The organism is Treponema sp. (assembly GCF_045641405.1).
In the GTDB taxonomy this organism is placed as follows: Bacteria; Spirochaetota; Spirochaetia; order Treponematales; family Treponemataceae; genus Treponema_D.
This window is the reverse complement of record NZ_JAZUGX010000063.1, coordinates 86,974-100,039: the sequence shown is the minus strand read 5'-3', so window position 1 is coordinate 100,039 and position 13,066 is coordinate 86,974. Positions and strand designations below refer to the sequence as shown.

The following is a 13,066-nucleotide window of genomic DNA, read 5'->3' as shown; positions in this document are numbered from 1 at the left end:
TTCGGTATGCAATTTAGCTGTTGATTTCTGAAACGGTTATTCAGTCTGTTTGGATGTATTTCCTTGTGTGAGATTCCATACATTGATTTTGAGGTGCCTTTATGAGAAGGAAAGATAGAGAAGTTACAGATTTTAAAGTAATCACGGAAATAATCGATCGGTGTGAAGTTATTAGAATCGGATTGTCTGACGGTGATTATCCATATATCGTGCCTTTGAATTTTTCTTATGAAGCAGATATGGAAAATCATAAGCTTTGCTTTTATATTCATGGTGCGATGGCAGGCCGTAAGTATGAGCTCCTTAAAAAGAATCTAAAATGTTCCTTTGAAATGGATAATCAGATTAAAATTGATTATCTGTATGATTGTCATGACATTACAACACGGTATGAATGCGTAATGGGGACTGCTGATGTAGAAGAAATTCCAGAGGATGAAAAAGAACAGGTCATGCAGGAAAAAATCCTTTCACGATGGGAAGAAGCCAGCAGATTTCCGTGGAACAAGGAAGCTTTGAAACGCTGTGCCATGTTCAGAATAATTGCAAAAACAATCAGCTGCAAAGTTAATCCTTTGACAGGTGGGGCGGATTTATAATGACGGAAGAAGAAATCAAAATTTTTTTTAATGTAAATGTAAATAATGAAAAATCATATCTAGCAGTCAGGAATGTTTTTTCAGATGAAGAAGTCCTAAATCATCCTGAAAAACTCATAGCAGAAATATTAAAGCAGACCTACGGTTATCCGATCAGTTTTATGGATGAGGCCATGGAAGAATTGGTGCACATATCTGAGGAAAAATCTCTTAAGGTTTATGAAAACTACGCTCAGGAAATCGTAAAAGGATATTATGAAAATCTCTATGATTTTACCCAGGAGCTTTCTGATTGTCTCGGTAATTTTCCTGGATGAGTGTTCCTTGATTTGCGCGGAGGATTTAATATACGACGCTCTGCGGATCGCTTGTTGATTTGTAAATTTGAAATCCATTAGATTGCAGCATTATGGTGAAATTTATTCTGCAGACTTTACCCAGTTGGGCGGAAGAAAGTATCTACAAGTTTGAATGACTTGAATTCCTAGACAAATAAAAAAGGGACTGTCCAAAAAGACAGTCCCTTCCTTTTCTGGCAGAAGTAAAATTACTTAGAGTAGAATTCAACGATAAGCTGTTCGTTGATTTCTACAGGGCATTCTGCGCGCTTTGGCATCATTGTAAGCTTACCAGAGAAAGATTCTTCTGTAACTTCAATGTAGTCCAATGGACGGCGGTTTCCGTTAAGGAAAGATGCCTTGACCTGTTCATTCTTCATTGACTTTTCGCGGAGAGAAATTACCTGTCCAACTTTTACCTGGAGTGAAGGAATGTTTACCTTCTTTCCATCAACACGGATGTGACCGTGAGATACAAGCTGGCGTGCCATACGGATTGAGTTTGCGAATCCGATGCGGTATACGAGGTTGTCGAGACGTGTTTCCAATCCTACGATGAGGTTTTCACCTGTCTTGCCTTCCTTGCGGGAAGCAATGTCGTAGTAGCGGCGAAGCTGGCGTTCCATGATACCATAGTAAGCCTTTACCTTCTGCTTTTCACAAAGCTGCTTTCCGTATTCAGAAGTCTTCTTTGTCTTCTTGAAAGCTGGATCGTTAGCTCTGTTCATTGCCTTTGGATGTCCACATACGTTAACACCAAGTCTTCTGCATTCCTTGAAACGTGGGTTTCTTCTTGTTGCCATAATATTAACTCCTATTCACCATGGTGATTTTCTCACCATATTTTTGCCGCGGTGAGGGATATAATAGTTCGTACATTTTATAGAAATTCGCCTATGAATTCAATACAATTTGCTTCATGAATAAAAATATGCTTTTGCACGCCTTGAAAGTTACAATGCCTGTTTTCTTTGGTTACATTTCAATCGGAATTCCTTTTGGTCTTCTCGTCGTAAATGCAGGTTATCCATGGTGGCTTTCACCTCTTATGGGTGTTGCCATGTTTACTGGTGCTGGACAGTTTTTTGCCATTGCACTTTTTTCAACGGGGACAGTCCTCTCGGTAATCGTGCTTGCGGAATTTCTCTTGAGCATCCGCCATATTTTTTACGGCCTTTCTCTTATCGATAGGTATAAAAAACATATCCGCCGCCGTCCTTATCTTATGTATTCAATTACTGATGAAACTTTTGCACTGGTAACTACCGTTGATGTTCCAGCTGGAGTCGATGCTGGAAAATTTTACAACCTGGTTTCTTTCCTTGACCAGAGCTATTGGGTAATCGGGTGTACCATCGGTGCTGGAGCTTATAAAATCCTTGAGGCATACAATTTGACCCAGTATCTTGCAGGTGTTGATTTTGCACTTACCGCATTGTTTGTGGTTCTTGCCGTTGAACAGATTATTTCCCGTCATGATGTTCTGGGACCTGTTGTGGGTGCATTGATCTGCGGTTTTACGGTCTGGCTTTTTAAGGCTGGCAGATTCGATTCGTCTGGAATCATCTGGGTGTCGATATGTTTTGGTCTTACCATGCTTTTCCTTTTGCGCGGAAAGTCTTATTACAGAAACAGCCGTGGAGAGAATGGAAATGTCGTTCCGTCCGAAGAAAAAGAGACAGTGTCTAAATCTGGTGCACTTGCAGCCCTGGCATCAATGGTGATTTTTGCGGTTCTTTTCCTGCTTTTCAGCAAACCTCATAATTTGCTTTCCGAAGGAACTTCCAGACTTTCTTTGGCAGCTGCCCTTGTTGCTGTATTTGCCTCTGGTGCTGTTGTCCTTGCGACAAGGATTCTTCCTTTTGCAGTGTTTGCAAAAAAGAATCCTCCGCTTTTCATCCGCTTTATCGAAAAATATGCACCGCCTCTCATTATGATGGTACTGCTAGTCTATTGTTTCAAGGATGTTGATTATTCTTCCGCAGCTTTGTGCGTGCCTTATTTTGTCTGTGTTGCGACTGTAGGTATCATACATGTCATTTTCCGCAACAGCATGGCAAGCATCATAGGCAGCACCGTCCTCTTCATGCTTCTATCCAGACTCTGGACCTAATTTCAATCGCATGTTATAGAATCAGCAGAAACAATAACTAATAATCGGATTTGAAGATGAAGGTATGCAAAACAGCATGAAAATGCGTAGCAGAGGTTTGTACCAAACTGCGATTTGAATGCGTAGCATTCACCTGAGCAGGCTTGGTGCAGTTCTCTGCGAGAGCATTTTTATTAAATTCATAGCTGCAGGCAATAATCAAATTTATTGAACATTTTCAGTGATTTTTCTATAATATGCGATTATGACCGCTAATGAATTACGCTCTAAGTACATTGAGTTTTTTAAATCAAAGAATCATGCAGAGATTTCAGGACAGTCTCTTATTCCTGAAAATGATCCATCAGTATTGTTTACAACAGCAGGTATGCACCCTCTCGTTCCTTATTTGCTGGGCGAAAAGCATCCTGCGGGAACACGCCTTACAGACTATCAGAAATGTGTTCGCACTGGTGACATCGACGAAGTAGGGGATCCAAGCCACCTTACATGTTTTGAAATGCTTGGAAACTGGTCCCTCGGTGACTATTTCAAGAAAGAATCAATTGCATTCTCTTATGAATTCCTTACAAGCAAAGATTGGCTTGCATTGGATCCAAAAAAGATTTCTGTAACAGTTTTCGCAGGTGATGAAAATGCACCTCGTGATGAAGAAGCTGCTTCATACTGGAAGGAAGTTGGTATGCCTGAAGACAAGATTGCATATCTTCCTGCATCTGACAACTGGTGGGCAGCAGGTCCAACAGGTCCTTGTGGTCCAGATACAGAAATTTTCTACTGGGTTGGAGAAGGACTTCCACCACAGGGTTCAAACAAGGGAACAGACAGTGCCAACTGGATGGAAATCTGGAACAACGTTTTCATGCAGTTTGAACGCAAGGATGAAAAGACTCTCGTTCCTCTTCCAAAGCAGAATGTAGATACAGGCATGGGTCTTGAAAGAACAAACTGTATTCTTCAGGGAAAGACTTCAGTTTATCTTACAGAAGTATTCCAGCCAATCATCGCTGTTGTTGAAAAGCTTGCAAACTACAAGTACGGAACTGATGAAGCAAAGGACCGCTCGGTTCGTATCATTGCAGACCACAGCCGTTCTTCTGTATTCATTCTCGGTGATCAGAAGGGTGTAAGCCCGTCAAACATTGGAGCAGGTTATGTTCTCCGCCGTCTTATTCGCCGTGCAGTTCGCGAAGGAATGAAACTTGGCATCGACCAGGCATTCCTTGCAGAAATTGCAGAAGCCGTAATTGCAAACTTCAAGTGCGCATACCCTGAACTTGAACAGAATGCACAGAAGATTAAGAGCGAACTTACACAGGAAGAAGCAAAGTTCCGTGATGCCCTCAAGAACGGTGAAAAGGAATTCCAGAAGATGATTCCTAACCTTATGAAGAATCCAAAGAAGGAAGTTAGCGGAAAGACAGCATTCAAGCTCTTTGATACTTTCGGATTCCCTCTTGAACTTACAATGGAGCTTGCGTCAGAAAACGGATTCACAGTTGATGTTGAAGGCTTTAAGGAAGCTGAACGCAAGCACAAGGAAGCTTCAAAGTCCCTTGATGCAGGAGCTGCAAAGGGTGGTCTTGCCGAACAGTCTGACGTTACTACAAAGTACCATACTGCAACTCACCTTCTTCAGCAGGCCCTCATCAACGTTCTTGGTGAACAGGTTGCTCAGAAGGGTTCCAACATCAACAATGAGCGCATGAGATTCGACTTTACTTTCGAACGTCCAATGACAAAGGAAGAAATCCAGCAGGTTCAGGACATCGTTAATGAACAGATCAAGGCAGACCTTCCAGTTACAATGGAAATCATGCCTCTTGATAAGGCTAAGGAAGAAGGTGCCCGCGCATTGTTCTCAAACAAGTACGGTGAAGATGTAAAGGTCTATACAATCGGAACAAAGGACAAGTGGTTCAGCAAGGAAGTTTGCGGTGGGCCACATGTTCAGCATACAGCACAGATCGGTGACTTCAAGATCGAAAAAGAACAGTCATCTTCTGCAGGTGTACGCCGTATCCGTGCAACAATCAGCGGTGGTCTTCCACTGGATAAGTAGAAAAAAGGTTAAGACATGTAACCTTTTATAGGATTACATGTTGAAATACTAAGAGGTTATTATGAAAAAGATTATTACAACATTCTTGGCATCAATGGTTGCTTGTGCTGCAGTTTTCGCACAGAGCGACATGACTCCACTTGCTGTAGTCAAGTACAATAAATCAGAAACAATCACTCTCAAACAGCTCAAGACAAGAGTTGCATTCGTTCAGAAGCAGTACGGAATGGAGACTTTCCCAGTTGAGCAGAAGCAGACACTTCTTGAAAACATGATCAATGAAAAGCTTCTTTGTCAGGCAGCAGCAAAAGACGGCGTTGCCATTTCCGACAGCCAGGTTGACAATGCTTTCCTTGCAACTTTCAGCCAGCAGGTAGGAAGACAGCTTACAGAAGCAGAAGTTGAAAACATCATTAAGGAAACAAGCGGTAAGACCCTTGATGAATACATCAAGGAGATGAGTGGAATGTCTCTTTCTGAATACAAGGCTTATCTAAAGAGCCAGCTTCTTGTACAGAACTATGTTTCCCAGAAAAAGCAGGAGGAAATCCGTGCTGTTGCAGCAACTGACGAAGAAATCCGCAATGCCTATGAAATGAACAAGTCAAGTTTCAGATGGGATGAAATGATGAAGCTTTTCCTTGTAATGGTTCCAAAGGGAAGCAACGACATGGCTGCTAAGGCCCTCTGTGAAGACATGAGAAACCAGTACATCAAGGATCCAAAGAAGACTACAGTATTCGTGAATGCTCCAGAAAATGGAAAAAGCTATCAGGCTGGGGAACTTCTTATCGCAAAGACCTCACAGCAGGCCCAGGCTTTGAGATGGTCAGAGGATAAGCTCCGTGAACTTTTCTCTCGCAAGGAAGCATATATCAGTGAATCGACAGAAACATCTACAGATTTCCAGTTCTATGTTGTCCTTAAGAAATACGATGCAAAACTCCTTTCACTCAGCGATGTAGTTCAGCCTGAAACAACAGTTACTGTCTATGATTACATCAAGGGAAACCTTTCTCAGCAGAAGCAGATGCAGTATTTTACAACAGCTGCTCAGAACCTGGCTAAGGAACTTAATACAGATGCAAACGTTGACCGCAAGAAGAAAGGCGACGCTTTGACAAAGCTTCTTAACTGGTAATTAGGAGAATAGTAAGTGTCTCGAAGAAACGGCCGTATCCTTGCAGTTCAGGCATTGTATTCCTATGATGTGGGAAAGATGCCATTGGAAGAGCTTTTAAAGCTTGAATGGATTCAGAATGAATCTGATAACATCGTTCCAGAAGAACTCAAGGAAGGACTTGAAGCTGAAGCTGCAGGTTCTGATACAAAAGCAGAGGAGTACGATTTTGCCCGTCTCCTCATTGCTGGAACAATAAATCATATCGATGAGATTGATGAAAAAATCAAGGCTCATCTTTCTGGAAAATGGGATTTCAACAGATTGAACAAGGTTACTCTTGCAGTAATCCGCATCAGTGTGTTTGCAATCCTCTACCAGAAGGATCTTAATCCTACTATCGTTATTGATGAAGCGATCGGAATTTCAAAGGACTTCGGTACTGACGATTCCTTCAAATTCATCAATGCAATTCTTGATACAATCCGCAAGGAAGAAGAGAAAGCGTGAGAAAAAGATGCCTGTGCATAGCGGTCATATCATCTCTATTTGTGCTGTGCTTTGTATCATGCTCTTCTCATTCGGAAGGATCATCCTTTACCTCCCGTCTAGATGCCATCGATGCCTTCATTTCACAGAATTCAACTGACAGTGCTGTGAAGGCATTGAAAAAACTAGAAAAGAAAGCCTACAGTTCCTATGATCGACTTGGAATCTACAAGCGCTATGTTCTTCTTGGAGAAAAGAAGCTTGCGGAGAAGGTTTTGATCAAAGGACTTAAGAAATTACCTAAGAATCCTGAACTTTCAGCAATATATGTAAATTTTCTTCTCCGTGAAGGAAGGATTGAAGAGGCCTTCAAGATAAGCGTCTGTCTCGAAAAAACAAACTATGCTTCAATGTATTCTGAATGTGTTCTCAGAAAGGCTTTGACTTCCATAAGTGAAAATGGCGAAGTTGTAAATGAAGCTTTCAATCCTGCAAAGAAAAAATCCCGCAAAATGTTGAAGGCAAGCAAACTTTTGCCAGAGAAGACACGGGACGAGATAAAAGAAATTTTCTGCGATGATAAATTTATTCCCATATACACAGGTGCCTTCAAGGGATCTAAAAACAACAGATGGCTATATAATGCTGCTTCCGTTCTTATGCGAAAGGGGGAGTATGGGGCTGCGGCAGAGTTGTATCCTCAGAGGATAACTAATTTTAAAGACAGTCTTTTTTGGGGTAGCGTATTCTTTGACGCAGGACTGTATGCACAGAGTCTCGATTCCCTTGAAGCAAGTGAACGCCTTGCTGCCCTAGATGGTACAGGAGACTATTCTGAAAGTCTTTATGCGGAGATTCTTGCGCTAGAGACAGACTGCTGTTATGTTGAAGGCGAAGAAGACCGCAGTGAGGAGCTTAGGCTTAAGCTTTCCAGCATGGACAATGAAAAGTATCTTACACCTGTTGTCTGCATGAACGGTGCAATGTATTCAAGACGAAAAGGAGATGTCCTTGAAGAATATCGCCGTTTTGATTACATTGCCGATAGATTCCCAGGCTTTGTTCCAGGCATTGCTGGTAAAGGTCAGATTGCTGTAGATCAGCTGTATTGGCCTAAAGAAGATGAGCTTTCAAAGAAGCTTAGGGCTGCTGGGATAAGAACGAGGGAAATGGAAGCCCGTGATGAAATTCCTGTAGTAAAAGTCGATGATGTATACACCCACATTGCTTCCCTTGGAGAAGAAGGTGATGTGCCTGCGTTGCTTGTCCTTAAGGATAGACTTGACTGTGAATATAAGAAAGCAAATGGTCTGAAAAAATCCGTTTCCGACATCTGGGTTCTTCTTGAAAACAGTGAAAATGAGAATGGATATCCTTCTGAGATAGCAAGATATTGTACCGCATACCTTATTGAAGAAAGGATGATCAAGGAAGCCGAAGGTGTCTTTGACGGTTACATGCACAGAAAATATGATATGGACATTTTCAGGAATCCAGAAGAACTGGAGCTTTGGGAATGTGAATTTGCCGCTTGGTTTGCCTGCAAGAATGCAGATTTTGCACATGGTGCGGAACTTTATCGCTTTATAGCCGACAGATATGGACAGAGGCTTCCTGCCCTTAATACTTCTTCTGGAAATAGGAGTGTTACCAATTCCCTTGTTAATCTTGCTGTTGTATATGCAAGCATCGACAACCTGGATGAAGCTTTGAATATTTTAAGTCTTGCTAGTTCAAGAACAGACAATGCAAAGGAAAAAGCTGAAATACTTTACAGGATAGCAGAAATAAACTGGAACCTTGGAGATTCAAGAAGTGCTTCCAGATCCCTTAAATATGCACTTAGTCTAGACAACACCCATAACAGATCTCGCCTTTTACAGAAGAAAATAAAGGCGGATAAGTAATTTTATCTTGAAAAATTTGACTTTAGTTAAAAAAATTTGTAGATTTATAATCACATAAAAGAAGATTATTTGGAGGAAATAAATGACTATCAAACCTTTGGCAGACAGAGTTCTCGTAAAGCAGGCAGCTGCAGAAACAAAGACAGCAGGTGGACTTATCATCCCTGATACAGCACAGGAAAAAACACAGCAGGCAGAAGTCGTTGCTGTAGGTCCAGGAACAGAAAAAGAAAAGATTACTGTGAAGCCTGGAGACAAGATTCTTTATGACAAGTACGCAGGAACTACAATTAAGGCGGATGGAGAAGAGTACCTAATCCTCAAGAACTGCGACATTATTGCTATAGTAGAATAGTTTCGTTGAAGGAATGGGTCATTTTGACTCATTTAAGGCGATGAAAAAGGTCACTGTGTCATTATGATACGGTGACCTTTTGTTTTTTACGGTTCTACGGCTCTGTTTTTCTTATTTTTCATATAAATTCGATTTTTGGGTTCCTGTGAATAAAGTTGGCATGATATATGCTTATTATAAGTGACAGATCGATGCTATTGCACGGGAGGATTGTTATGAGAAAGAGTTCAGTTTATTACGATGATGTAGTCAAGATGCACCTCAATGAAGTCAAGAGATATCCTCTCTTGTCACCAGAGCAGGAAACAGAAGCTGCGACAAAAGCTCTTGCTGGTGATAAAAAAGCTCGTGATCTCATCCTTACTTCCAACATGAGATTTGTCATAAAAGTGGCTGCAAGGTATCGTAACCGTGGTCTTGATTTCGAAGACCTTATCAGCGAAGGTTACCTTGGTCTTATGAAAGCACTGGATCATTTTGATGTTTCTAAAGGCTACCACTTTATTTCCTATGCGGTCTGGTGGATCCGACAGAGCATTCTTAAGGCTATTCTTGATACGGGGCGTGCAATCCGTCTTCCTGTCAACAAAGAGCAGGAACTTCGTCAGATCAAAAAGGCAAGCCATGAGCTTAATCCGCTTGGAAGAAAGTCTGAAGTAGAGGAGCTTGAGGAAGTTGCGTCAATGCTTGGAATGACTCAGTATCATGTTCGTGAAATGCTTGAAATTTCCCGTGATATGACAAGATTGGACAAGACTTTGACTGTTGATTCTGAGACAACTCTTCTTGATACAATTGAATCGGAATTCATGACACCAGAAGAAAATGCCATAGATCAGGCAATGAAGCAGGATATCAATGATGCTCTCTATGCAATGGATAAAAAATCAGCAACGGTAATCGCCATGCGCTATGGACTTAACGGATATGGTGAGAGAACTCTTAAAGAAGTAGGTGAGAAGCTTAATCTTTCACGGGAGAGAGTCCGCCAGATTGAAAAGAAGGCTGTGGACACCCTTAGGGAATATGTGGCTAAGAATAATTCCCTTCACGATTACGTAGTTGCATAAAGGCATCGTATCGTGCAAGTTTAAGCATTTCCTTGTCTCTCGCAAGGTCAGCTATGGAAAGTGAAAGATAACCAGACTGTGAGGTTCCTGAAATTTCCCCAGGACCTCTTAGTTTTAAATCCTGTTCCGCAATGTAGAATCCGTCTGTGCTTTCATGCAATGCCTTTAGTCTTGCTTTTCCTTCCTCTGAAATGTTTTTGCCATATATCAGGAAACAGAAAGATTGAAGGCTTGATCTTCCAACTCGTCCACGCAATTGGTGAAGTTCTGCAAGGCCGAATCGGTCTGCGTGTTCAATTACGATGCAAGTAGCGTTTCCTACATCCACACCGACTTCAACAACTGTAGTTGCTATGAGGATCTGTATTTTACCGTCCCTGAATTCCTCAAGGATTTTTTTCTGTTCTTCTTCAGTAACCTTTCCGTGTATCAAGGCGCAGCTTATGCCTGGGTATACTTGCTGGGAAAGAAATGCATACATTTCTTCCGCTGATTTTAAGGATCTGTCATCGCTGGCGTCCTGAGAGTCCTCTCCAATTCGTGGATATACAAAGTAAGCCTGATGACCTGCCTTCAGCTCTTTACGGACAGCCTCGTAGACGTTCCGCTCGTTGCCCATGACCGTGAGCAGAGTCTTTACTGGTTTTCTTCCTTGTGGCATTGTCTTGATTACGCTTATATCGAGATCTCCAAAAGCGGTTAGGGCTAAGGTCTGCGGAATCGGAGTCGCACTCATCATGAGGACGTCTGGAGTATGTGCCTTTGATCCAAAGGTTATGCGACCTTTATCAATTATGCTTTCCCTCTGTGCCACACCAAAACGGTGCTGTTCGTCGATAATGGCAAGCTGAAGTTTTCTGTATGATACGTTGCGGCTGAATAGAGCATGGGTGCCGATTACAAGATCTATTTTACCCTCGCGAAGGGCATTCACAAGATTCCCTCGTCCTGAACTTTTAAGGTTTCCCGTTAGGAATGCCGCCTTTACGTTTACAGGCTCAAGAAGTTTAGCTGCATTTTCTGCGTGCTGTCGGGCAAGCAATTCTGTCGGAGCCAGTATGGCACACTGTCCGCCGTAGTCGATTGTCCTGAGGCAGGCAAAGAAGGAAACGAGGGTTTTACCAGAACCTACATCTCCTTGAAGAAGACGCTGCATGCTGAAAGGTGGTCTATCATTTGGTGCATTTTCGTTTGAAAGGTGGCCATTGAGCATGGTGTTGAATTCTTCCTGACTTCTATCTATGTCGGCATTTATTTCGAGGATTGCCTGCATCTGGTCGGAGGTAAGCTCAAATGTAAGACGGTCCATAAGTTGTTTTTGTCTTGGAGACAATGACCTTATGAATTCTTCCTTTGAAGTCTCTTTGTGTTCTTCTTTCTGTTCATCGGTCGGCAGCATTCCTCTGTGCTGGTAGGCACGCAATGCCATCTTGTATTCAAACTGATAGAGTTCTTCGTATATGAGCGTCCTTCGTGCGTCCTCCACCTGCTGAAGGTTTTCAGGCATATGTACCTGAATAAGGGCCTGGTGTTTAGGTAAAAGTTTTCTTTCCCTTAATATTTCATCAGGAAGTTCATTGGACACAGCCTTTCCATATGCTTTAAGTGCGGCTGCTACAGTTTTTCTGTAGCTTTTCTGGCTCAATCCTTCCGTAAGAGGATATACTGGTTTGACTGCGCTGTCAGGAATCGGAGAAGAAAGATATTCCGTAAGGTCACCTTCGTACGCTAGTCGAGTTGCTTCAAAAACAGAGGATTGCAGCTCGTTGTATTTGATTTCGAATCTTCCTGTGACGGAAATGACGCTTCCTACTGGAAGTGATTTTTCGAGAAAACTTCTGTTGAAAGCTACAAGCCAAGCATTTGCTGTTCCGTCGGTGATGGCTATTTTTAGGGTCTTCATCTTGCCGTAGCCGAACCATGTATGGGCAGTCACCTTGCAAATTGTATGAACCTTTGAATTCTTGGAGAAATCAGCGAGGGATACTTTTTTTGTTAGGTCATCGTAGTCGCGGGGATAAATGGAAAGAAGATCCGCCACGGTGAAAATGTTCAGTCTTGCAAACTGCTTTGCCGTGGCAGGACCTACGCCTGCAAGAGATTCTACAGTTCCGTTAAGTTCGTGGAGAAGCATTCTTTATAGTGGAAGCCCTGCGAAAAGTTCTGTGATTAAACGTGCGACGTATCCTAAGACAATCTGAACGACAAAAAGTGAAAGTATTGAAATGATCAGTGCAGATTTGTATGTAAGAGTTTTTCCTAAGGTGAATGTTCTTGCGATTCTGTATACAAGAGGTGATATTGAACTGTCGATCTGGTTGAGCATGAAGCTGCTTGAACTGTAGCTGTTTCTGTTGATCAGAATGACGATGAGTCGAACGATGAATACAATGATCACAAAGGTTATGAGGGATGAAAGAATGGAAAAGAAAATCTGTGTTCCCATTGCAAGAATCATACCAACTGAAATTTTCCCGCCGTTTGCAAGCATTCTGAAAAGTGATGAAAGCGCACCAAGGATACATAATGCAAGTGCAGGTGAAAAATCAAAACTGCCCATCCTAAGCCATCTGATTCCCCTAAAGCAGTTCATGTATGGATCACAGATTCCTGAAAGAAACTGAGCTGCCTTTGAATAGGAAAGCTCTGGAATCCAAGTAAGGATGATCCTGAAAAAACAAAAAATAGAATAGATAGTAAAAAGAGAAGCTGCGATTCTAAAAAGTGTATACATCATATTTAAAATATACCCAAAATAACCCCATAAAACAAGTTTGTTCCGCCCATACACGAATTGCCATCAGCAATTCGTGCGACGAAAGTTACACAGGTAAAGATAACTTCAAAACAAACGCTTTCCTAAGGAAAGTTACCCGCCCATACACGAATAGCCTTCAGAAATTCGTGCGACGAAAGTTACACAGGTAAAGATAACTACAAGACAAACGCTTTCCTAAGAAAAGTAGCCCGCCCATACACGAATTGCCATCAGCAATTCGTGCGGCGAAAGTTA

General features: G+C 42.0%; 12 protein-coding genes. 9 read left to right on the top strand and 3 right to left on the bottom strand.

Annotated elements, in window-relative coordinates; translation table 11 throughout:
* Window positions 1–101: 101 nt before the first annotated feature.
* Together ACKI39_RS10080 and ACKI39_RS10075 are read left to right on the top strand one after the other, a co-directional pair.
* Window positions 102–599: a pyridoxamine 5'-phosphate oxidase family protein gene (locus ACKI39_RS10080; RefSeq protein ID WP_407400137.1), complete on the top strand. Its 498-nt coding sequence runs from the start codon at window positions 102–104 to the stop codon at window positions 597–599.
* Window positions 599–916 (top strand): hypothetical protein, encoded by a 318-nt coding sequence (locus tag ACKI39_RS10075; protein WP_407400135.1) that lies wholly within the window; start codon window positions 599–601, stop codon window positions 914–916. Before ACKI39_RS10080 ends, ACKI39_RS10075 begins: the two co-directional genes overlap by 1 nt.
* A gap of 230 nt (window positions 917–1,146) precedes the next feature.
* On the opposite strand, the gene rpsD is transcribed toward ACKI39_RS10075, so the two are convergent.
* A complete protein-coding gene (gene rpsD / locus ACKI39_RS10070) occupies window positions 1,147–1,740 on the bottom strand; it encodes a 30S ribosomal protein S4 (protein WP_407400133.1) in 594 nt (197 codons plus the stop codon).
* Between the two features lie 116 nt (window positions 1,741–1,856).
* Here rpsD and ACKI39_RS10065 point away from each other — a divergent pair, with 116 nt between their 5' ends.
* The 7 genes from ACKI39_RS10065 (at window position 1,857) to ACKI39_RS10035 (ending at window position 10,053) form a co-directional block, all read left to right on the top strand.
* Window positions 1,857–3,050 carry an AzlC family ABC transporter permease gene (locus ACKI39_RS10065; protein ID WP_407400131.1) on the top strand — a complete coding sequence of 398 codons (1,194 nt, stop codon included), beginning with the start codon at window positions 1,857–1,859 and terminating at the stop codon, window positions 3,048–3,050.
* A gap of 244 nt (window positions 3,051–3,294) precedes the next feature.
* On the top strand, window positions 3,295–5,112 hold the full coding sequence (locus ACKI39_RS10060; RefSeq protein ID WP_407400129.1) for an alanine--tRNA ligase: 1,818 nt from the start codon (window positions 3,295–3,297) through the stop codon (window positions 5,110–5,112).
* Window positions 5,113–5,173: 61 nt separating this feature from the next.
* On the top strand, window positions 5,174–6,253 hold the full coding sequence (locus tag ACKI39_RS10055) for an MOSP complex formation periplasmic protein, TDE1658 family (RefSeq protein ID WP_407400127.1): 1,080 nt from the start codon (window positions 5,174–5,176) through the stop codon (window positions 6,251–6,253).
* 15 nt (window positions 6,254–6,268) lie between these two features.
* A complete protein-coding gene (nusB, locus tag ACKI39_RS10050; RefSeq protein ID WP_407400125.1) occupies window positions 6,269–6,742 on the top strand; it encodes a transcription antitermination factor NusB in 474 nt (157 codons plus the stop codon).
* 41 nt (window positions 6,743–6,783) lie between these two features.
* Complete coding sequence (locus tag ACKI39_RS10045; protein ID WP_407400123.1) at window positions 6,784–8,628, top strand: hypothetical protein; 1,845 nt, start codon at window positions 6,784–6,786, stop codon at window positions 8,626–8,628.
* Between the two features lie 82 nt (window positions 8,629–8,710).
* The gene (locus ACKI39_RS10040) at window positions 8,711–8,983 is read left to right on the top strand and encodes a co-chaperone GroES (protein WP_407400121.1); all 273 of its coding nucleotides are present in this window, start codon (window positions 8,711–8,713) and stop codon (window positions 8,981–8,983) included.
* A 215-nt stretch (window positions 8,984–9,198) separates the two neighbouring features.
* Window positions 9,199–10,053 carry a sigma-70 family RNA polymerase sigma factor gene (locus tag ACKI39_RS10035; protein ID WP_407400119.1) on the top strand — a complete coding sequence of 285 codons (855 nt, stop codon included), beginning with the start codon at window positions 9,199–9,201 and terminating at the stop codon, window positions 10,051–10,053.
* Here ACKI39_RS10035 and ACKI39_RS10030 read toward each other — a convergent pair.
* Entirely contained in the window at window positions 10,016–12,187 is a 2,172-nt protein-coding gene (locus ACKI39_RS10030) for an ATP-dependent DNA helicase RecG (RefSeq protein WP_407400117.1), read from the bottom strand. The genes ACKI39_RS10035 and ACKI39_RS10030 overlap by 38 nt on opposite strands.
* A 3-nt stretch (window positions 12,188–12,190) precedes the next feature.
* Complete coding sequence (locus ACKI39_RS10025; RefSeq protein ID WP_407400115.1) at window positions 12,191–12,790, bottom strand: YggT family protein; 600 nt, start codon at window positions 12,788–12,790, stop codon at window positions 12,191–12,193.
* Between the last annotated feature and the right edge of the window lie 276 nt (window positions 12,791–13,066).

What these genes read in the sequence shown, in the direction of transcription:
- ACKI39_RS10075 (WP_407400135.1), top strand. Translation starts at nt 599, where the DNA reads ATGACGGAAGAAGAAATCAAAATTTTTTTTAATGTAAATGTAAATAAT.
- ACKI39_RS10030 (WP_407400117.1), bottom strand. Translation starts at nt 12,187, where the DNA reads ATGCTTCTCCACGAACTTAACGGAACTGTAGAATCTCTTGCAGGCGTA.
- rpsD (WP_407400133.1), bottom strand. Translation starts at nt 1,740, where the DNA reads ATGGCAACAAGAAGAAACCCACGTTTCAAGGAATGCAGAAGACTTGGT.
- ACKI39_RS10065 (WP_407400131.1), top strand. Translation starts at nt 1,857, where the DNA reads ATGAATAAAAATATGCTTTTGCACGCCTTGAAAGTTACAATGCCTGTT.
- ACKI39_RS10060 (WP_407400129.1), top strand. Translation starts at nt 3,295, where the DNA reads ATGACCGCTAATGAATTACGCTCTAAGTACATTGAGTTTTTTAAATCA.
- ACKI39_RS10040 (WP_407400121.1), top strand. Translation starts at nt 8,711, where the DNA reads ATGACTATCAAACCTTTGGCAGACAGAGTTCTCGTAAAGCAGGCAGCT.
- ACKI39_RS10080 (WP_407400137.1), top strand. Translation starts at nt 102, where the DNA reads ATGAGAAGGAAAGATAGAGAAGTTACAGATTTTAAAGTAATCACGGAA.
- ACKI39_RS10035 (WP_407400119.1), top strand. Translation starts at nt 9,199, where the DNA reads ATGAGAAAGAGTTCAGTTTATTACGATGATGTAGTCAAGATGCACCTC.
- ACKI39_RS10025 (WP_407400115.1), bottom strand. Translation starts at nt 12,790, where the DNA reads ATGATGTATACACTTTTTAGAATCGCAGCTTCTCTTTTTACTATCTAT.
- ACKI39_RS10055 (WP_407400127.1), top strand. Translation starts at nt 5,174, where the DNA reads ATGAAAAAGATTATTACAACATTCTTGGCATCAATGGTTGCTTGTGCT.